The following is a 20,434-nucleotide window of genomic DNA, read 5'->3' as shown; positions in this document are numbered from 1 at the left end:
TAAAGGGGTAATACCAATCAATAAGGTTAATTAAATGAAACAACGTTTAGATAAATTTCTCTCTGAATACACAGGATTATCCCGTTCACAGGCGACAAAAGCATTACGCCAAAATTTAGTTAAAGTAAATCAACAGGTTATTAAAGACGGTGCATTAAAAATTTCACCAGAAGATCAAGTAGAATTTGATGGAACCTTACTAGAGTGGACAATTGGTAATCAATACTTTTTATTGTTTAAACCTGAAGGTTATATTTGCTCTCACGATGATGGTGAGTACCCTACTGTTTATCAATTTTTTGATTATCCTCTTTCAACTCGACTACACACTGCCGGACGTCTAGATGTTGATACCACAGGATTAGTACTACTCACAGATGATGGACAGTGGTCTCATCGTATTACATCTCCTAAATATCATTGTGAAAAAACTTATTTGGTAACATTATCAGACCCTATTGAAAACTTTTATGTTGAACAATGTATGCAAGGTATTCTTTTACGAGGAGAAAAACAACCAACTAAGCCGGCACAAATTGAAATAATTGATGATTACAATTTGAATTTAACTATTATTGAAGGTAAATACCACCAAGTAAAACGAATGTTCGCTGCTCTTGGAAATAAAGTAATCAAATTACATCGTTGGAAAATTGGTCAAATCATCTTGGATTCGCAATTAGAAGAAGGTCAATATCGTGCATTGACTGATGCGGAGGTTCAATTTTTCTTAAAATAAAAAACAAGATAAATAAAAGGAGGTTTATGTGAGAAATAAAAAAGTAAAAATTAATTTTGCATTTGTTTTAATTTTGGGGCTATTATCAATGATGCCTCCGCTGGGGATTGATATGTATCTTCCAGCATTTCTTAATATTTCACGCGACTTAAATGTTCCCTCCAGTCAAGTACAATATACATTAACTATGTTTACCTTGGGAATGGGAATTGGACAGTTAATTTGGGGACCGATAGCAGATAGCATCGGACGTAAGCCAGTTATTTTATTTGGTTTAAGTATTACTACCATTGCTGCATTCGGGCTCACACAAATTAATAATATTCATCATTTTATTGGTTTACGCTTAATACAAGGATTTTTTGGTGCTGCACCGGTTGTTGTACTGGGAGCATTACTACGAGATCTATTCAGTAAAAATGATTTTTCCAAAATGATGTCATTAATCACTTTAGTATTAATGATAGCCCCGTTACTTGCACCAATTCTAGGTGGTTATTTAGTGCAATATTTCCATTGGCACTCCATTTTCTATCTTTTAGTGATTGTAGGCATCATCAGTGGTTTACTGTTTTGGTGGAGAATTCCAGAAACATTGCAAGTAGAAAAACGACAACATTTCTCTTTACGCAATATCCTACGCCAATTCTGGAGTGTATTAAGACACAAAGAAGTACTAGGTTATTTGATCGTTTCCACTTTCTCATTCGGCGGTTTATTTGCCTTTTTAACATCAGGTTCTCTTGTCTATATCGATATTTATGGCGTAAAAGTCGAAAATTTCGGTTATTTCTTTATGCTAAATATTGCAATTATGGCTTGTTTCACTGTTCTTAACGGTAAAATTGTTAGCAAAGTAGGTGCAGAAAAAATGTTACAATTCGGTTTAGCAATGCAAGCTGCTGCCGGTTTGTGGTTATTTATTGTGGCAATTTTTGATCTCGGTTTTTGGTCTATGGCACTTGGTATTGCTTGGTTTATTGGAATGAACTCAACCATTGGAGCTAATGCAGCAGCTTTAATTTTAGAGCATTTCGGGCGTATTGCCGGCACAGCAAATTCTGTACTAGGCACACTCCGTTTCGGAGGTGGTGCAATAATCGGTTCTGTATTGGCTCTAGTTCCTGTAACCAGCGCCACTCCGATGTTGGCAACAATGATCGTATGTATTACTATTGCAGTTCTCGGTTATTGGCTATTAACCTATCGAAACTTACAGAAATGACAAGACTCACTATCAAAGATATTGCACGTTTGAGCGGTGTAGGAAAATCCACCGTTTCTCGTGTATTGAATCAAGATCCGAAAGTCAGCGATAAAACTCGAGCTAAAGTGGAAAAGATAATTGCTGAACAAGGATTTTTGCCATCCAATTCCGCACGTGCAATGCGAGGACAAGGCAATAGGATTATTGGCATTATTGTTTCTCGCCTGACATCAAGTGCAGAAAATCAAGCTTTATCCGCAATACTACCTCTGCTTTATGCTGCACATTGTGAGCCTATTATTGTTGAGAGTCGTTTTGATGAAAAATTAGTGCTGGATCATTTAACGCTTTTTCGACAAAAAGCAGTTGACGGCGTTATCTTATTCAGCTTTTCCAGTATTGAACAACTCGATCTAAGCAGCTGGCAACAAAATTTGGTGATTATCGCTCGTAATCATCCGGGAATCACCTCCATTTATTATGATGATCACAGTGCAGTGCAACAATTAATGCAGACATTATTACAAAAAAATCATCAGGCTATCGCTTATATTGGTGTTGACGACAATGACACTACCACTGGTTTTCTGCGTCATCACGCTTATTTATCGTTTTGTCATCAACATCAATTTCCAATTCTTGATTTGCAAGGAGATCTAAGTTTTGAAAGCGGTTATCAACTTGCACAACAAATCGATTTTCACAAATATAGCGCCTTAGTCTGTGCCACTAATAACCTTGCATTAGGTGCAATCAAATATTTACAACAACAACAGCTAACACATATTTATGTTGCCAGTGTCGGCAATAATCCACTCTTGAGCTTTCTATTTCCACAAACTTTAATGATCGATTTAGGCTTTCAGCAAGCGGGTGAAAAAGCGGTTTCTCAACTTCTTTATTTGTTGGATGGCGGTCAAGAGATAAAATCCATCTGTTTGCCTTGCTATTTATTGGAAAATTAGTCGCTTTTTCCCGTTTGAATTGCATCATTTTTCTATCCACACAACCTGTGGATAACTTTGTGGAATACTTTTAGAAAAAAACGCTTAATCCTTAGTTTATAAAGGGTTTTAGTTGCTGAAAACAAAATTGATTGGAAAATAACATTTTCTTATAAATCAATAAGTTAATAAAAATCCAGCAAAGATTATATTTTTTAGCAAAAAAATAAAACAAAAAAAACTTGACAAAAATAAGTCTGTGCAAAACTTATTATTTTTTATACGTTTTCTCTTTGTATCCTTAGAAAAAAAGCCAAAAAAATGGAGCGTTGCCGCTCCATTCTTATTCACCAAAACTCAACTTAATTAAAAATACTTTCACTGACAAGGTTAACTACAAAACCGCCGATACATAACCAGAAAAATACAATTAAACCTAAAATAAGCGGTTTTGCACCCGCTTTTTTAATCGCATCAATATGCGTAGTTAATCCTAATGCCGACATTGCCATCATTAACAATAAAGTATCCAATTCAACCAACCAATGTGTAATCACTTCGGGAATAATTGGGAATGAATTTAAAACGGCAACTAAAACAAACCAAACCGCAAACCAAGGAATATTAATTTTTCTTGATTCACTTGATACTTGATTACGACTTAATGAAAATGATAATGCTAACAAGAATGGCGCTAACATCATTACACGAATCATTTTGGTAATCACAGCACTATCCGCCACTTGGTTACTGATATTCTGTCCTGCAGCATAAACCTGTGCTACTTCGTGTACGGTCGAACCAATATAAATCCCAAATTGATATTCACTGATATAGTGGCTTAACAACGGATATAACATTGGGTAGGCAAACATTGCCAACGTACCGAAAATCACAACTGTAGCGATAGCTACCGATACTTTATGCGATTGTGCTTTGACCACAGGTTCCGCCGCCATCACCGCAGCAGCCCCACAAATACTGGCGCCAGTCGCACATAAATAAGTGATTTCTTTATCAATTTTTAGCCACTTTCGCCCCAACCAGCAAGTAATAAAGAAAGTAGAAATCAACATAATTGCGTCTGTTACAATGGCATTAATCCCCACTGAACCAATTTGTTGAAATGTGATGCGGAAACCATACAGAATAATACCCGCTCTCAGTAAAATACCTTTAGAAAAATTAACGCCTTCGTGTGATACTTGGGCAATATTAGGGTAAATCGTATTTCCAACAAGCATCCCTATCAAAATGGCAAAAGTTAATGCACTAATACCAATTGAACTACCGATGCCGAAATAATTAAGAGTAAATGCTACTGCGGTCACTGCTCCAGAAAGCAATAAACCAGGAATTAAAGACATAATTTTCATATTATGAATCCAAAAGGAAAATGTAATAAATACACTAAATTAAGGGGGTTATTATTTTAGCAAGCTACTTCCCAAAAGGGATCTACTTTTTTGAAAAAATGTGGTGATTACGTATTAATTCAGCTCAATCGTGATATATGTTAAAATCCGCTCACAACTTTTATTGTTAAATTGATTATGAAAAAGAATAGTAAGCCTTTTATTTTACATTCAGACTTCAAACCTTCCGGCGATCAACCCTCTGCCATCGCTAAACTAGTGGAAAATTTAAATGATGGTTTAGCCCATCAAACACTACTTGGCGTAACCGGTTCTGGTAAAACCTTTACTATTGCTAATGTCATTGCACAATTAAATCGTCCAGCAATGATTTTTGCTCCAAATAAAACATTAGCCGCCCAGCTCTATGCTGAAATGAAAGCTTTCTTCCCAGAAAATGCAGTTGAATATTTCGTTTCCTACTATGATTACTATCAACCGGAAGCCTATGTCCCGGCAAGCGACACTTTTATTGAAAAAGATGCCTCGATTAATGATCAAATTGAACAAATGCGACTTTCTGCAACAAAATCTTTTTTGGAAAGACGGGATACCATCGTGGTAACCTCTGTTTCTGCTATTTACGGTTTGGGTGATCCAGACTCTTATCTAAAAATGATGTTACATCTACAAACTGGCGCAATTATTGATCAACGAGAAATCCTCTCTCATCTTGCCTCCTTACAATATACCCGCAATGATCACGCCTTTCAGCGCGGTACATTCCGCGTTCACGGTGAAGTGATTGATATATTCCCAGCAGAATCGGATGATGTAGCCTTACGCGTAGAGCTTTTTGATGAAGAGGTCGAACGATTAAGTCTATTCGATCCTCTCACCAATCGCTCTTTCGGAGCTGTGCCACGTTATACCGTTTATCCAAAAACACACTATGTTACACCTAGAGAACGCATTTTAGAGGCTATTGAACAAATCAAACTGGAGTTGGCTCAACGCAGAGAGTATTTCATCAAAGAGAATAAATTGCTTGAAGAACAACGCATTACTCAACGAACACAATTCGATATTGAAATGATGAACGAATTAGGTTACTGCTCCGGAATAGAAAACTACTCACGTTACCTTTCTGGGCGTAAAGAGGGTGAGCCACCACCGACACTGTTCGATTACATTCCGAATGATGGCTTATTAATTATCGATGAATCACACGTTACTGTTCCACAAATCGGTGGTATGTATAGAGGTGATCGCTCAAGAAAAGAAACTTTAGTTGAATACGGTTTTCGTTTACCTTCAGCGTTGGACAACCGTCCATTACGTTTTGAGGAATTTGAACGCCTTGCACCACAAACTATCTATGTTTCCGCAACGCCCGGACCTTATGAGTTGGAAAAATCGGGTGATGAAATTATTGATCAGGTTGTTAGACCGACCGGCTTACTTGATCCTGAAATTGAAGTTCGTCCGGTAGGAACTCAAGTTGACGATTTACTTTCTGAAATTCGCTTACGCGTTGAAAAAAATGAACGTGTATTAGTCACTACTTTAACGAAAAAAATGGCTGAAGACTTAACCGATTATCTGGCAGAACACGGAGTATTAGTTCGCTATTTACATTCAGATATTGATACAGTTGAACGAGTTGAAATTATCCGAGATCTTCGCGCCGGTGAGTTTGATGTCTTAGTAGGAATCAACTTGTTACGGGAGGGCTTAGATATGCCGGAAGTTTCTTTGGTTGCTATTTTGGATGCAGATAAAGAGGGCTTTTTACGTTCCGAACGTTCGCTTATTCAAACTATCGGTCGTGCAGCGCGTAACTTAAACGGTAAAGCCATTCTTTATGCCGATCGCATCACACCATCAATGCAAAAAGCCATTGATGAAACCGAGCGCCGCCGTCAAAAACAGCAGGCTTATAATGAACAACACGACATCGTGCCGAAAGCATTGAATAAAAAAATCGGTGAAATTTTGGATATTGGGAAAAGTACCAATCAGAAAGCCAAAAAGCAACGTTTACCAAAAGTTGCTGAACCGGTGGCAAGTTATGAAATGCTTGATAATGCTAAAGATCTACAAAAACAGATTAAACACCTTGAACAACAGATGTATAAATTTGCTCAGGATTTAGAATTTGAAAAAGCTGCTCAAACAAGAGATCAACTTCACGCTCTGCGTGATCGTTTTATAACGCTACAAGGCGATTAATTAATAAAAAACCCGTAAGTTTTCCAACCTACGGGTTTCAATTTCTAATAATAAAATTATTTACCTAAATTATCGAAGAAACGTTTTACACCATCTAAAAAGCCTTTTTCCTTGGGGCGATGCTGATTGCGTCCTTCTAAACTCTTCTCAAATTTTTGTAGCAATTCCTTCTGTTCTTTATTTAACTTAACCGGTGTTTCTACAATCACACGACAAATTAAATCACCTTGATAGTGAGAACGTGTCGAAGTGACACCTTTACCACGTAAACGGAATAATTTACCTGTTTGTGTTTCTTCCGGAATTTTTAATTTTACTTTGCCATCTAATGTCGGAACTTCAATTTCACCGCCTAATGCAGCTAAAGTAAAACTGATCGGCACTTCACAATAAAGATTATTACCGTCACGTTGAAAAATATCGTGTTCTTTTACGTGAATTACCACATAAAGATCGCCCGCCGGAGCACCATTCTCACCTGCCGCACCTTCACCGTTTAAGCGAAGTTGACTGCCGGTATCCACGCCTGCCGGCACTTTAACGGAAAGATTTTTATATTTATGAACTCGTCCGTCACCGTGACAACTATCACAAGGTTGTTCAATAATTTTACCTGTGCCGTGACAATGAGGGCAGGTCTGTTCCTGCACAAAGAAACCGCTTTGACGGCGAATTCGACCGGAACCGTGACAATAACTACAGGTTTCCACTTTTGAACCGGCTTTAGCACCGGAACCGTGACAACTATCACAAGTTGCCAAAGTTGCAATACGAATATCTTTGGTAACGCCTTTCACCGCTTCTTCAAGCGTAAGCTCCAAGTCGTAACGTAAATCTTCACCTCTGACAACACGTTGACGACCTCTGCCACCACCGAACATATCGCTGAAAATATCACCGAAAATATCGCCGAAATCTGCCCCACCGAATCCACCGGCACCGGCTCCGCCTTGCTCAAAGGCAGCGTGTCCATATTGATCATAGGCAGCACGTTTTTCTTTGTCGCCTAATACTTCATAAGCTTCTTGAACTTCTTTAAATTTCGCTTCTGCTTCTTTATCGCCGGGATTACGGTCTGGGTGAAATTTCATTGCCAAGCGTTTATAAGCTTTCTTAATTGCTTTTTCATCATCCGATTTTGAAACGCCTAACACTTCATAATAATCACGCTTTGCCATTCGTTATCCTACTTTTAGTTGATTATTAACCTTTGAATACAGTAAAAGGGCGAGGTGTTTAGCCGTCGCCCATGGGGTAAATTGTAGCAGCTCGAAAAACTCAAGCCGCTACATCAGGAGGATAGATTATTTATTATCCTTAACCTCTTCAAACTCAGCATCTACGACATCATCGCCGTTATTTTTCGCACCGCTTTGTGCTTGTTGTTGCTGAGCCTGACCGGCTTGTGCTTGCTGTTGAGCAGCTTGCATTAATTTTTCTGCTGCTTGAATCAAAGCTTGAGTTTTTGCTTCAATTTCTGCTTTATCTTCGCCTTTCGCCGCAGTTTCAAGTTCATTTACTGCTTTTTCAATCGCTGCTTTATCGTCTGCTGCAAGATTTGCACCTACTTCACCCAACTGTTTACGAGTAGTGTGAACCAAGTGATCTGCTTGGTTACGAGCTTGAACTAACTCTTCAAATTTACGGTCAGCTTCAGCATTTGCTTCTGCATCACGCACCATTTGTTGAATTTCTTCATCACTTAAACCGGAAGAGGCTTTAATAGTGATTTGTTGTTCTTTACCTGTACCTTTATCTTTCGCAGAAACGTGGATAATACCATCCGCATCAATATCAAAAGTTACTTCAATCTGAGGCATACCACGAGGAGCAGGATTAATACCTTCTAAGTTAAATTGACCAAGTGATTTGTTATCTGCCGCACGTTTACGTTCACCTTGCAATACGTGAATAGTTACCGCACTTTGGTTATCCTCAGCAGTTGAGAACACTTGTGATTTCTTAGTTGGAATCGTGGTGTTTTTCTCAATTAAGGTTGTCATCACACCACCCATTGTTTCGATACCTAATGAAAGCGGAGTTACATCTAATAACAACACATCTTTCACATCACCTGCTAATACACCACCTTGTACTGCTGCACCAATAGCCACCGCTTCATCCGGGTTCACATCTTTACGAGGTTCTTTGCCGAAGAATTCAGCCACTTTTTGTTGTACTAATGGCATACGAGTTTGACCACCGACCAAAATCACATCATCAATATCTGATACTGTTAAATCAGCATCTTTCAAAGCAACACGGATTGGATCCATTGATTTTGCAACTAGGTCTTCAACTAAAGATTCCAATTTTGCACGTGTTAATTTGATATTTAAATGTTTTGGTCCTGTCGCATCCGCTGTGATATACGGTAAATTCACGTCTGTTTGTTGTGCTGAAGAAAGTTCGATCTTCGCTTTTTCACCAGCCTCTTTCAAACGTTGCATTGCTAACGGATCATTACGTAAATCAATACCCTGTTCTTTCTTGAATTCATCAACCAAGTAATTGATGACACGGTTATCGAAGTCTTCACCACCTAAGTGAGTATCACCATTGGTTGCCAACACTTCAAACGTTTTTTCACCATCTACTTCATCAATTTCGATAATAGATAAGTCGAATGTACCACCACCTAAGTCATATACTGCGATAGTATGGTTACCTTTACCTTTATCTAAGCCATAAGCTAATGCTGCTGCTGTTGGTTCGTTAATAATACGTTTAACATCTAAGCCTGCAATTCGACCTGCATCTTTAGTTGCTTGACGTTGAGCATCGTTAAAGTAAGCAGGTACAGTAATTACTGCTTCAGTAACCGGTTCTCCTAAGAAATCTTCTGCTGTTTTCTTCATTTTTTTCAATACTTCAGCAGAAATTTGAGGAGGCGCCATTTTTTCACCTTTCACTTCTACCCACGCATCACCATTATCTGCTTTAACAATATCAAACGGCATAATGCTGACATCACGTTGAACTTCATCATCAGTAAAACGACGACCAATCAAACGTTTAATTGCGAATAGTGTATTTTTCGGATTAGTTACCGCTTGGCGTTTAGCTGGTTGACCAACTAATGTTTCGCCATCTTGAGTATAAGCAATGATAGAAGGCGTTGTACGATCTCCTTCCGCATTTTCAATAACACGCGGTTTATCGCCATCCATCACTGCCACACATGAATTTGTTGTACCTAAGTCAATACCAATAATTTTTCCCATAATCTTTATTCTCCTGATTTTAAATTCGTTTTTAACATCGACTAAATAGGGTTCATTCTAAAATTTACAAGGGATAATTTTTTATTAATCCTCAGTCTTTCATAGAACCCACATCGTTCGTGCCACAATAAATTGAACTTAAAATCCAATTTTCAAGGGCAACTTTAAAAATTTTTTTAATTTTTTTTCATCAATACCATTTTTCTTGATGTTAAATTGTAGTTAGGGCTTAGCAGCTGCTTGATTAACGTGTATATTTATCAACGAAATTATCTGATCGACAATAACACCATCACATTTAATGAGGATTTTATGGATTCACACTTACAACCGTTTGAACACACTCTTATTCAAATCGTTAAGCAAGATGTTGTACCAGCACTTGGTTGTACCGAACCGATCTCATTGGCGTTAGCATCCGCTACTGCAGCAAAATATCTAGGACACAACAACATTGAAAGAATCGAAGCAAAAGTATCGCCGAACTTAATGAAAAATGGATTAGGGGTTTCTGTTCCCGGCACCGGAATGGTGGGCTTACCAATTGCTGCCGCTATTGGTGCCATTGGAGGCAATGCTGATAGCGGTTTAGAAGTGCTAAAAAATATTACATCTCAACAGGTTGAAAAGGCAAAACAGTTGCTACAAACTGGTGTCGTTGCTGTTACCATTAAGCAAACTGATCATATTTTATATGCAGAATCAACACTTTATAGCGGAAACGACTGGGTTCGCGTCATCATTGAAGAACAACACACTCGCATTACTTCCATTAAAAAAAATGGTCAGATATTGTATCAAAACCCAATTCAAACAATAGATGACGCTTCACAGCATCACATTTTTAATCAACTTAATGCAAAAGATATTTTCGACTTCTCAATGCAGGTCGACTTAGAAAAAATCACTTTTATTAATCAGGCAGAAATACTTAACGCCGCCTTATCTCAAGAAGGTTTACGACAAGATTACGGTTTACATATTGGTCGTACTTTACAAAAACATATCGGCGACGGATTGCTTTCTGATGATCTGCTTTCTCGAATAATGATCCAAACAACAGCCGCCTCCGATGCACGAATGGGAGGTGCAACTTTACCAGCAATGAGTAATTCTGGCTCTGGAAATCAAGGCATTACCGCCACTATGCCAGTTGTTGTTGTCGCCAATCATCTCAATATTGACGGTGAACAGCGTACGCGCGCACTGTTTTTATCACATTTAATCGCGATTTTTATTCACAGCAAATTACCTAAGCTATCCGCTCTTTGTGCAGTCACTACTGCGGCAATGGGAAGCTGTGCCGGTATTTCCTACCTGCTCACCAATAAATTTGACACGGCAGCAATGGCAATCAGCAGTATGATTGGCGATATCAGCGGAATGTTGTGTGACGGTGCTGCCAACAGCTGTGCAATGAAAGTGTCAACCAGCGTAACTTCCGCCTATAAATCGGTGCTAATGGCAATTAATCAGACCGGCGTAACCGGTGATGAAGGGATTGTTGAACATACTATTGATCGCAGCATTGATAATTTATGTGCTATTGCCTGTAAAAGTATGCAACATACCGATTTTCAAATTATTGAAATTATGGCGAATAAACCGCAAAATCAATGTAAATAAATTACTATTTTAGAAGGAAGAATTATGCAAAAAAAATCACTTACTATTACTGCTGTTGCTTTGGTTTCCATTAGCGCTATTTGGCTTGGTAGCACTTGGTATACCGGTAAAAAAATTGAAGACAGCTATCTTAAACAAATTAATGATATAAACCAGCAAGGTTGGCTCAAAATTGATGATGTACAGCTAGAACGCCACTTTTTTTTCAGTGATCTTCAATATCAACTTAATATTGATGAATATAGTTATCCGATTCAAACTAAAATTTATCACGGCCCATTGCCGCTTAATAAATTAAGTCAGTTCAAACTGCTGCCGGTGATGGCTTCCAGTGAATCAACGTTGCAAACCGATAATCAAAACAAAAACTTGCCTTTCTACTTGAAAAACGGCGAAAAAAATTACGTCGCTGCCAACCCTTTTACATTAAAAATTGATATAGATTATCAACAAGCTATGGATCTGAATTTTCATTTTTCACCGGGTGAATACCAATCCGATGAAAATAAAATTGTTTGGTCTGGCGGTGAATACAAACTTAAAGTAGATCAGGAGAAAAATATTCACTATTCAATTAACTTAGATGATTTCCGTTTTATTTTACAATCGGAACAAAAAAATATTGATAGCAACATTTTAGTACAAGGTTTAACTTCCGAAGGAAAATTAAAATTAACCAATTTACGCTATTTGCCGATCGGTGACATCAAAACCACAATAAAACGTGCCGAGTTCAACTTTAGATCTCAGGCAAACTCCGCCTATGTCAGCAATATCTCAAAAGATCAAAGCAGCACTGTGAAATTGACACAAGATGGAAACTTTTATGCTATTGATATAGACGGTGATATTGCAGATGTATTAATGAATGAACAATCACTTTATTCACAAACCCTAAAATTACAATTCAAACATTTAAGCGGTGCCGATTTAGATAATTTGTTCGATGCCAGTTTAAAGGATGATCAAACTCGACTTCATAATTCACTCGCTAATTTATTTAATCAACAACCACAATTAGTGATTGCACCATTATCATTGAAAAATAGTGATGGAGAAGCAACATTGAAGGCTAATATTCAGACAGCACCACAAGCCGTAACCAATCTAACACAAAGCTTACCGGATCAATTTTTTGATTCATTGAATATTCATTTAAATCTCGAAAAACCGTTCTTAAATGGGGTTATTAATAATTATGCGACCGCAATGAACAAAATATTTGAGAACAATAAACAAGTTGAACCAATTAATCCGGAAAGACTGCAACAGATCCTGCAAACAAAACTGCAACAACAGGTGACACAAGGCATTTTGCTTGAAACAAAAAATGCATATCAGCTCAATTTAGAACAAAAAGAGGGAGAACTTTATCTTAACCAACAGCAAATACCAAAAGAAGCCATATGGTTTTTGTTACTTTCTTTGTTGTAAACTTGATACAAAATAAATAAACGCGTTTTAAAAAAGCGGAACATTGCCTATAAGATCAAGAAAGAGTAAGATTTTATATTGTTATCAATTAATTAAGAATATTTATGAAATTAAGCACCTTTACTGATTATAATTTGCGTGTTCTGCTCTATCTTGCAGCACATCAAGATAAATTATCCACCATTCAGGAAATTGCTCTCGCTTACAATATTTCTGAAAATCATCTAATGAAAGTAATTCATCATCTTGCGAAAAATGATCTCATTTTATCTATTCGTGGTAAAGGCGGTGGTATTCGTTTACATCGTTCACCAAGCGAATTAAATTTGGGGAAAATCGTTCGTTTAGCAGAACAAAAAGGTCCGTTCATTGAATGTTTGGGAGATAAAAATAACTGTTGCATTGCACCAAGTTGCCGCTTACCTTCAGTATTAAATGACGCATTTAATTCTTTTTATGAAGCATTATCTAAATACACGTTAGCCGATGTAATGATAGATGGCGCAACAATGCAGCCTTTGTTGGCTAAAAATGAGAAAGGTGCTGCCTAAAAGCAACACCTTTCTGTGTGGTATCTATCTCAATAAATAGATAGCCTGATAAGGTTTTAACTTGATCGTTTCCGTCTGACAGCAAATTTCATCATAATTATTCAGCAAGATTTGGTACTGTGTAATATCCATTTCTCTATCTAAATTGAACAGCAGTTCTTTGTCAGTTAAATTTGCCAACACAAATAAACAGCTATCCTCACTTTCCCGTCGATAACACCACAAAGAATCAGATTCCGGCAATAAATCCCGATAATTACCTTCCGTAAAAATCGGGTACTGTTTTCGTAATGCAATTAAGCGTTGATAACAATAAAATACAGAGTTTCTGTCTGCCAAGGCTTGTTGTACGTTCAGCTGTTGATAATTTCCGGCAACTTCAATCCAGCTTTCTCCCTCACTAAAACCGGCGTTTTTATCTTGATTCCATTGCATTGGAGTGCGACTGTTGTCACGCGATTTCTGCGCTAAAATTTTCAGCAACAATGCTTCAGGTACACCTTTGTTCTGTAATTCCTGATACATATTTAGGCTTTCCACATCACGATACTGATTTAGTGAAGTAAAATTCGGATTGGTCATCCCGATTTCCTCACCTTGATAAATATAAGGCGTACCTTGAAGACCGTGTAAAATCATTGCCCATAATTTTGCAGAAACTATCCGTAATGTCCCCTCATCTCCAAAACGTGAAACAATGCGAGGTTGATCGTGATTACACCAAAACAATGCATTCCACGCTTTGCCATACATTCCTGTCTGCCAATAATGGAAAATACGTTTTAATTCAATAAAATCTGGTTTAGCATAGCTCCATTTTTCACCGTTTGGATAATCCACTTTCAAATGATGGAAATTAAACGTCATTGAAAGTTCCGTTTCTTGCAAATTGGCATATTGCTGACAATGTTGCAAACTAGTTGAAGACATTTCTCCAACCGTCATTAAGCCTCTTGGTTGAAAAACATCTCGACTTAGTTCCTGCATAAATTCGTGAATACGCGGTCCATCGGTATAAAAACGGCGACCATCGCCTTGATCATCATTCAGAAAACGCTGATCTTTAGAGACCAGATTAATCACATCCAATCTTAAACCGTCAACCCCTTTATCTGCCCAAAAGTGGCAAATTTTTTTTAATTCAGCACGAACTATCGGATTTTCCCAATTTAAATCTGCCTGTTCCGTTGCAAAAAGATGCAAATAATGCTTGCCTACTTTTTCACTCCATTGCCACGCATTGCCGCCAAATTTAGAGCGCCAATTATTCGGCAATCTATCTTTATGTCCACCTCGCCAAATATAAAAATCGTGATATTTACTGTTAATATCTTGTGCCTGTTTAAACCATTGATGTGCTGTTGACGTGTGATTGAACACCATATCCATAATAATTCTAATATTTCGTTGATGTGCCTGCTCAACCAAATTTTCAAAGTCTGCCATTGAGCCATAACTCGGATCAATCGCACAATAATCAGCAACGTCATAACCATTATCAACCTGTGGTGAAACATAGATTGGTGTAATCCAAATAGCATCCACACCCAAGTTTTTTAAATAATCCAATCGCTGCGTAATTCCATTAATATCGCCAGTACCGGAACCGGTTGTATCCTGAAAACTTTTTGGGTAAATTTGGTAAATAACCCCTGTTTTCCACCATTGTTGTTGAGACACCTGCTGCATAATTATCTCCTTATAAAGTGCCATTTGCGGCTTTTCGTTTATAAACAATAGTAGTCAAAGCCAAAGGAACAATAACCGCAATCAGCATTGCCAATGCATAAACCAACCAGAATTGTGGTTTAATTGATAAAATTCCCGGCAAACCACCAACACCGATACCATTAGCCAACACTCCACTGAAACCGCAAAGCAATGCGGCGAATGCAGAACCTATCATTGCACATAACATTGGGAAACGATATTTTAAATTGATTCCGTACATTGCCGGTTCTGTTACTCCCAAATAAGCGGAAATTGCCGCAGGTACTGAAATTTCACGTTCGTTAGCTTTTTTACTAACTAATACAATCGCTAACACTGCCGAAGCTTGAGCAATATTTGATAATGCAATAAGTGGCCAAACCGGTGTTCCCCCCATACTTTGAATCATCTGCATATCAATCGCTAATGTGGTTTGATGCACTCCGGTAATAACCAATGGCGCATAAAGGAAACCAAATAATGCTGCGCCGATTGGTGCAAAACTGCCAGTCATTGCGGCACGAACCACATAAGCCACGCCGTTGCCAATTTCGCGTCCGATAGGTCCAATAATGGAATGTGCTAAAAAGACAGCGATAATCAATGAAACAACAGGCACAATCACAAGATTCAATGAATCCGGCACAATCTTTCTTAAACGTGTTTCCAACCAACCTAAGGTTAAACCAGCCATAATGGAAGGAATCACTTGCGCTTGATAACCGACTTTATCAATTGTAAATAAACCGAAATCCCAAACGTCCGGTATTTGTGTTCCCAAACCGTAGGAATTCATCAATTGCGGAGAAACTAATGTAACGCCTAATACAATACCTAATATCGGCGAACCTCCCATTTTTTTCACTGTAGACCAACAGATACCGACCGGTAAATAGAAGAAAATTGCTTCACCAATTAACCACAAGAAATCATAAATGGTTTGCCACATTGGGCTTGTCTGTACCAACGTCTTGCCATCCGATAAAGGAATATCTCCGATAACATTACGAAAACCAAGAATCAAACCACCGCTAATTAATGCTGGCAATAAAGGAATAAAAATTTCAGCAAAATGGGAAATTAATCGTTCGTGCCATTTCATATTTTGCCTAGCAGCTGTTTTAACATCATCTTTACTAACTTCACTAATTGAAGTCTGTTTCACTAATTCTTTGTAATACAAATCTACTTCGGGTCCAATTACCACCTGAAATTGTCCAGCATTAGTAAAACAACCTTTTACCATTGGTAAGTCTTCTATTGCTTTAACATCTGCTTTCGCCGTATCGTTCAGTACAAAACGTAACCTTGTAATACAATGCGTTGCCGACGCAATGTTATCTTTACCGCCTATTAATGTAATCAACTTGGTGATATTTTGCGGATCAATTTTTTTTGCCATAGTGTCCTCAAGATCTAATCTAATCAACTAAATTAACCAGTAACAGCATAACCAATGATGAAGTTTTACACAATGGGAACGTTCCCAAATTGAGATCGAGATCACAAAATAAACATATCTTTAATTCTCTTACGGCTAAAAATCAGAAAAGCCATAACAGCAATGAGACCGATTTTGTTGCTAATTAAGCTAAAAGAGGTTAAATGATTTTGCGCTATCGCAAAAATAAGATAATGACAAACTGTTGACAAAGGCGATCAAAATCAATAAAATCTCGCCCGCATTGCCCAATGGGGCTATTCCTCCTTAGTTCAGTCGGTAGAACGGTGGACTGTTAATCCATATGTCGCTGGTTCAAGTCCAGCAGGAGGAGCCAAATTTTTTCTTTTGGTACTATGTTTTATTTGTCTCCTTTTATGAAATTTAGTCTTTATGCCAAAAGAATTTCGCCCATAGTAAAACTATGGGCTTTCTTTTTTATGTTTCTTTTATACTTCCATACTCTTCCGGCAATCCTAAATTCAAAAAATAGCCTGCTTTATCTTTTTCAACCACAAAAACTGATAATTTATCACGCCAATCACCCAAAACAATCCGTTTCCTGCCATTTTCTAAATAATGAATTGCTTGACGATGCGTGTGTCCGTGAATAATTTGTTCTACTTGAAACTTATCAAATATTTCCGTTACAGTTTGCGCATTTACATCCATAATCTGCAATGATTTTTCCTTTTTATCATACTGACTTTGGCGGCGAATGCGTTGTGCTAAATTAATCCGCCATTGCAATGGCAAACAGAGAAACAATTTTTGTAACCAACGCTGATGAACGCGTTTGCGGAATTTTTGATAGGCAACATCATCAGTGCAAAGCGTATCACCGTGACAAACTAAGGTTTCCACGCCAAACAACGTCAATTTTTGGTATTCCGGCAACAACCGCACACCGGTTTCTCGGGCAAACCGCTTTCCTAGCAAAAAATCACGATTACCGTGACAAAAATAACAAGCGATCCCTTTTGCGGTCAGATCGCGCAATAATCGTTTAATTTCATCGATCTGAAGCGAATGTTCATCATCTCCTACCCAAAAATCGAACAAATCGCCTAAAATGTATAACGCTTGTGCCTGTGGTGCTTTTTCGAGCATAAAATAACGAAATAACGCCAGTAAATGCGGCGATTGCGCACTCAAATGCAAATCGGCAATAAAATAAATCGGTTTATCCATCTTCTATTTATCATTAATCAAGAAAGGCAATACTATAAAGCATTTTCCGCATAAACGCTTTGTTCTTTTGTACTTGTTCCCCTAATTTCGCTATACTTGCGCTAATTTATTTGAGGGATAAGCTATGCTTAAAGTAATTCGTATTATTGTAGTCGCTATTTGTTGTATTTTAATCTGTGTCATCGGTTCTCTTTATTCATTAATTAATTTTAAAAACCCGAATAATGTAGCGGTATTTGCGCACTGGTTTGCCCGTCTTCATCCGCTTTTCGGACTGAAAGTCGAATATCGTTATCCTCAAGGAGCCGATAAATTTGAACGCTGTATTTATGTCGGTAATCACCAAAATAATTATGATATGGTCACTATTTCTCATATGGTAATGCCTCGTACTGTCAGCGTTGGAAAAAAAAGCCTAATTTGGATCCCATTTTTCGGCATACTTTACTGGATTACCGGTAATATTTTTATTGATCGAGAAAATCGCAGTAAAGCCCACAACACAATGACAACCCTGGCTAAACGCATTCATAAAGATAATCTTTCAATCTGGATGTTTCCTGAAGGCACTCGCAGTCGTGGGCGCGGCTTATTGCCATTTAAAACTGGGGCATTTTATGCCGCTATTGAAGCTGGTGTGCCAGTCGTGCCTGTTGTCTGTTCATCAACACATAATAAAATTGATCTTAATCGTTGGCATAACGGCACCGTAATTTGCGAAATGTTACCGCCAATCGACAGTAAGACGTACAATAGAGAAACCGTACGCAATTTTGCGCAAAATTGTCACGATCTAATGGCTAAGCGTATTGCTGAACTTGATGCCGAAATCGCACAAAAACAACAAAAATCCTAGTCAAAAAGAGGAGGAAATTATGGGAAATTATTCACGTCGCCGCTTTTTACAAGGTTCTTTAGCAATTGTTGCCGGCAATGTTTTGCCTTGTACCGTTAGGGCTGATAGCAATCCTCCTCTCTGGATTCCTCCTTTAACTTCTGTCGGTCGTGGTTCGCCGATTTTACTGAATGCTCGTAATGTCAAAAAAGCCTTTAATAACAATAAAGTAGATGCTTGGGGATTTAACGGTTTTTACTTAGGTCCAACCATTAAAATGAAACAGAATGACTTCCTACGTCTTACTTACCGTAATAATTTAACAGAATCTATTGCCATCAATATCCAAGGTTTACAAGCTAACGGCGAGATTTCAGGCAGCATTAACCGCAATTTAGCCCCTAACAGTTCTTGGTCGCCGATAATTCAGATCAAACAATCTGCTTCAACCTGCTGGTATCACAGTGATACTATTGGTCGTTCCGCTTATCAAACCTATAGAGGTTTAGTCGGAATGTGGATTATTGAAGATGAAGAAAGCAAAAAAAACTTATTACCAAACAAATATGGAGAAAATGATATTCCATTGATTTTACAGGATATTTCTTTAAATTATAGTGGTCAGCAAGTCTTTAATCTGGAAAAAAACGCTTTTTTAGGTAAACAACTTTTTGTTAATGGACAATGTAACCCGTTTATCAATGTCGCACGTGGCTTTATTCGTCTTCGTTTATTAAATGCTTCGGTTTCACGCTCATATTATCTGCATTTTGATAACCAACAACCTTTCTTCAAAATTGCCTCTGGATTGGGATTTCTCTCTCAGCCACAAGAACAAAAAGCATTGTTATTGGTGCCCGGTGAACGGGTTGAAATTTTAGTCGATGCAAATCAGAACAAACCGTTACGCCTACTTGCCGGAAATTCAGCAAATATTATTGATAAAGTGAGAGGTTGGCTAGGAATATCTGATCATCTAGAAAATAATCTTGTTGTCGAATTACGTCCTCAAGGTTTAGCTTCCGCTTTCGCACAACAAAAGCCGACTTTACCCGATGCGAAACTGGGGCTACCACTCTCACCACAAAAAGAGCGACATATTCACTTAAGCACTCAGGATGCAATGATCAACCAACGACGCTTTGATCCTCGTCGTATTGATATTTTTGCACAATTAAACAGTGTTGAACGTTGGATACTTACTGCAGATCAGGCTACTGGTTTCCAATTACAAGGAGCAAAATTTTTGATTGAACAGCAAAATGGCGAACGCAACAAAAAAGAGATGTTGGCTTGGACAGATACCGTTTGGGTAGAAGGCGAAACACGCATTTTAGTGCAATTTGATAATCCTTCTTCCAACTCCTACCCATTTATTTTTGGGGCATCTAATCTCTTACTCTCAGATAAAGGCTGTATGGGATTACTGGTTGTTCAATAATCAAGTTTTGTGGCAACAATATTGTCCGCTTAAGGAATTGATAATCGGACAATTCTCACTATCATCTCCCGGACATTGAGAAGCTAATGTTGTCAATTTGGTACGCATTTGTTGTAGTTTAGCAATCTGAGCATCAATTTCGTCAATCTTCGCTAAAGTTTGTGCCTTAACATCTGCACTTCGTCGGTGAGGATTGCGATACAATGCCAATAATTGTTCACATTCTGGCAAAGAAAACCCTATTTCCCTCGCTTCACGAATCAAATTTAATGCTTCAATATGCTGCATATTATATTGGCGATAACCATTAACACTCCGATCTGGCGGCGCAATCAAACCTTTCTGTTCATAAAATCGGATTGCTTTCGCACTCAGATTAGTCAATTTAGCTACTTCATTAATATACATCTTTTCTCCTTGACTTTAACCTTGCTGGAAGGTTTATTGTAGCACCGTTTGATGAGTTCGCTACACAGCCTGAACTCAATACCAACAAAAAAATAC

16 protein-coding genes and 1 tRNA gene are annotated in these 20,434 nt (G+C 37.9%); 10 read left to right on the top strand and 7 right to left on the bottom strand.

The window, feature by feature from the left end:
• The first annotated feature begins 34 nt into the window (after window positions 1-34).
• The 3 genes from rsuA to treR are packed head-to-tail and all read left to right on the top strand — an operon-like array spanning window position 35 to window position 2,911.
• Window positions 35-739, top strand: coding sequence for a 16S rRNA pseudouridine(516) synthase RsuA (gene rsuA, locus ACXPAV_RS01200; protein WP_458003770.1), 705 nt, complete (start codon window positions 35-37; stop codon window positions 737-739).
• 28 nt (window positions 740-767) lie between these two features.
• On the top strand, window positions 768-1,964 hold the full coding sequence (locus tag ACXPAV_RS01195) for a Bcr/CflA family multidrug efflux MFS transporter (protein WP_039135727.1): 1,197 nt from the start codon (window positions 768-770) through the stop codon (window positions 1,962-1,964).
• A complete protein-coding gene (gene treR / locus ACXPAV_RS01190) occupies window positions 1,961-2,911 on the top strand; it encodes a trehalose operon repressor TreR (RefSeq protein ID WP_458003769.1) in 951 nt (316 codons plus the stop codon). Before ACXPAV_RS01195 ends, treR begins: the two co-directional genes overlap by 4 nt.
• A 341-nt stretch (window positions 2,912-3,252) precedes the next feature.
• Here treR and ACXPAV_RS01185 read toward each other — a convergent pair whose 3' ends face one another.
• Window positions 3,253-4,266, bottom strand: a complete 1,014-nt coding sequence (locus ACXPAV_RS01185; RefSeq protein ID WP_458003768.1) for a YeiH family protein — start codon at window positions 4,264-4,266, stop codon at window positions 3,253-3,255.
• Window positions 4,267-4,443: 177 nt separating this feature from the next.
• On the opposite strand from ACXPAV_RS01185, the gene uvrB reads away from it, so the two are divergent.
• Window positions 4,444-6,477, top strand: coding sequence for an excinuclease ABC subunit UvrB (gene uvrB / locus ACXPAV_RS01180; RefSeq protein WP_458003767.1), 2,034 nt, complete (start codon window positions 4,444-4,446; stop codon window positions 6,475-6,477).
• A gap of 56 nt (window positions 6,478-6,533) precedes the next feature.
• Here the strand turns inward: uvrB and dnaJ are convergent, their stop codons facing one another.
• Window positions 6,534-7,655, bottom strand: a complete 1,122-nt coding sequence (gene dnaJ, locus ACXPAV_RS01175) for a molecular chaperone DnaJ (RefSeq protein ID WP_039091061.1) — start codon at window positions 7,653-7,655, stop codon at window positions 6,534-6,536.
• 126 nt (window positions 7,656-7,781) lie between these two features.
• Window positions 7,782-9,701 (bottom strand): molecular chaperone DnaK, encoded by a 1,920-nt coding sequence (gene dnaK, locus ACXPAV_RS01170; RefSeq protein ID WP_458003766.1) that lies wholly within the window; start codon window positions 9,699-9,701, stop codon window positions 7,782-7,784.
• A 312-nt stretch (window positions 9,702-10,013) separates the two neighbouring features.
• Here dnaK and ACXPAV_RS01165 point away from each other — a divergent pair, with 312 nt between their 5' ends.
• The 3 genes from ACXPAV_RS01165 to ACXPAV_RS01155 all read left to right on the top strand — a co-directional run bounded on the left by ACXPAV_RS01165 (window position 10,014) and on the right by ACXPAV_RS01155 (window position 13,312).
• Window positions 10,014-11,327 carry an L-cysteine desulfidase family protein gene (locus tag ACXPAV_RS01165; protein WP_458003765.1) on the top strand — a complete coding sequence of 438 codons (1,314 nt, stop codon included), beginning with the start codon at window positions 10,014-10,016 and terminating at the stop codon, window positions 11,325-11,327.
• Between the two features lie 24 nt (window positions 11,328-11,351).
• Window positions 11,352-12,761, top strand: a complete 1,410-nt coding sequence (locus tag ACXPAV_RS01160; protein ID WP_458003764.1) for a YdgA family protein — start codon at window positions 11,352-11,354, stop codon at window positions 12,759-12,761.
• A 104-nt stretch (window positions 12,762-12,865) separates the two neighbouring features.
• Window positions 12,866-13,312: an RrF2 family transcriptional regulator gene (locus ACXPAV_RS01155; RefSeq protein WP_458003763.1), complete on the top strand. Its 447-nt coding sequence runs from the start codon at window positions 12,866-12,868 to the stop codon at window positions 13,310-13,312.
• Window positions 13,313-13,336: 24 nt separating this feature from the next.
• On the opposite strand, the gene treC is transcribed toward ACXPAV_RS01155, so the two are convergent.
• Complete coding sequence (gene treC / locus ACXPAV_RS01150) at window positions 13,337-15,001, bottom strand: alpha,alpha-phosphotrehalase (RefSeq protein WP_458003762.1); 1,665 nt, start codon at window positions 14,999-15,001, stop codon at window positions 13,337-13,339.
• Window positions 15,002-15,011: 10 nt separating this feature from the next.
• Entirely contained in the window at window positions 15,012-16,424 is a 1,413-nt protein-coding gene (gene treB, locus ACXPAV_RS01145; protein ID WP_458003761.1) for a PTS trehalose transporter subunit IIBC, read from the bottom strand.
• 300 nt (window positions 16,425-16,724) lie between these two features.
• On the opposite strand from treB, the gene ACXPAV_RS01140 reads away from it, so the two are divergent.
• Window positions 16,725-16,800, top strand: a tRNA-Asn gene (locus ACXPAV_RS01140).
• 101 nt (window positions 16,801-16,901) lie between these two features.
• Here ACXPAV_RS01140 and lpxH read toward each other — a convergent pair.
• On the bottom strand, window positions 16,902-17,654 hold the full coding sequence (gene lpxH / locus ACXPAV_RS01135; protein WP_458003760.1) for a UDP-2,3-diacylglucosamine diphosphatase: 753 nt from the start codon (window positions 17,652-17,654) through the stop codon (window positions 16,902-16,904).
• Window positions 17,655-17,778: 124 nt separating this feature from the next.
• Here lpxH and ACXPAV_RS01130 point away from each other — a divergent pair, with 124 nt between their 5' ends.
• Both ACXPAV_RS01130 and ACXPAV_RS01125 read left to right on the top strand, forming a co-directional pair.
• Complete coding sequence (locus ACXPAV_RS01130; protein WP_458003759.1) at window positions 17,779-18,510, top strand: 1-acylglycerol-3-phosphate O-acyltransferase; 732 nt, start codon at window positions 17,779-17,781, stop codon at window positions 18,508-18,510.
• Between the two features lie 19 nt (window positions 18,511-18,529).
• Window positions 18,530-19,930, top strand: coding sequence for a multicopper oxidase domain-containing protein (locus ACXPAV_RS01125; RefSeq protein ID WP_458003758.1), 1,401 nt, complete (start codon window positions 18,530-18,532; stop codon window positions 19,928-19,930).
• Here the strand turns inward: ACXPAV_RS01125 and cueR are convergent, their stop codons facing one another.
• Complete coding sequence (gene cueR / locus ACXPAV_RS01120; protein ID WP_039154971.1) at window positions 19,931-20,338, bottom strand: Cu(I)-responsive transcriptional regulator; 408 nt, start codon at window positions 20,336-20,338, stop codon at window positions 19,931-19,933. It abuts the gene before it with no gap.
• Window positions 20,339-20,434 lie beyond the last annotated feature (96 nt).

This window comes from Gallibacterium sp. ZY190522, from assembly GCF_054166015.1.
Note: the sequence above shows the minus strand (reverse complement) of the source record. Positions and strands in the feature narration are given on the sequence as shown.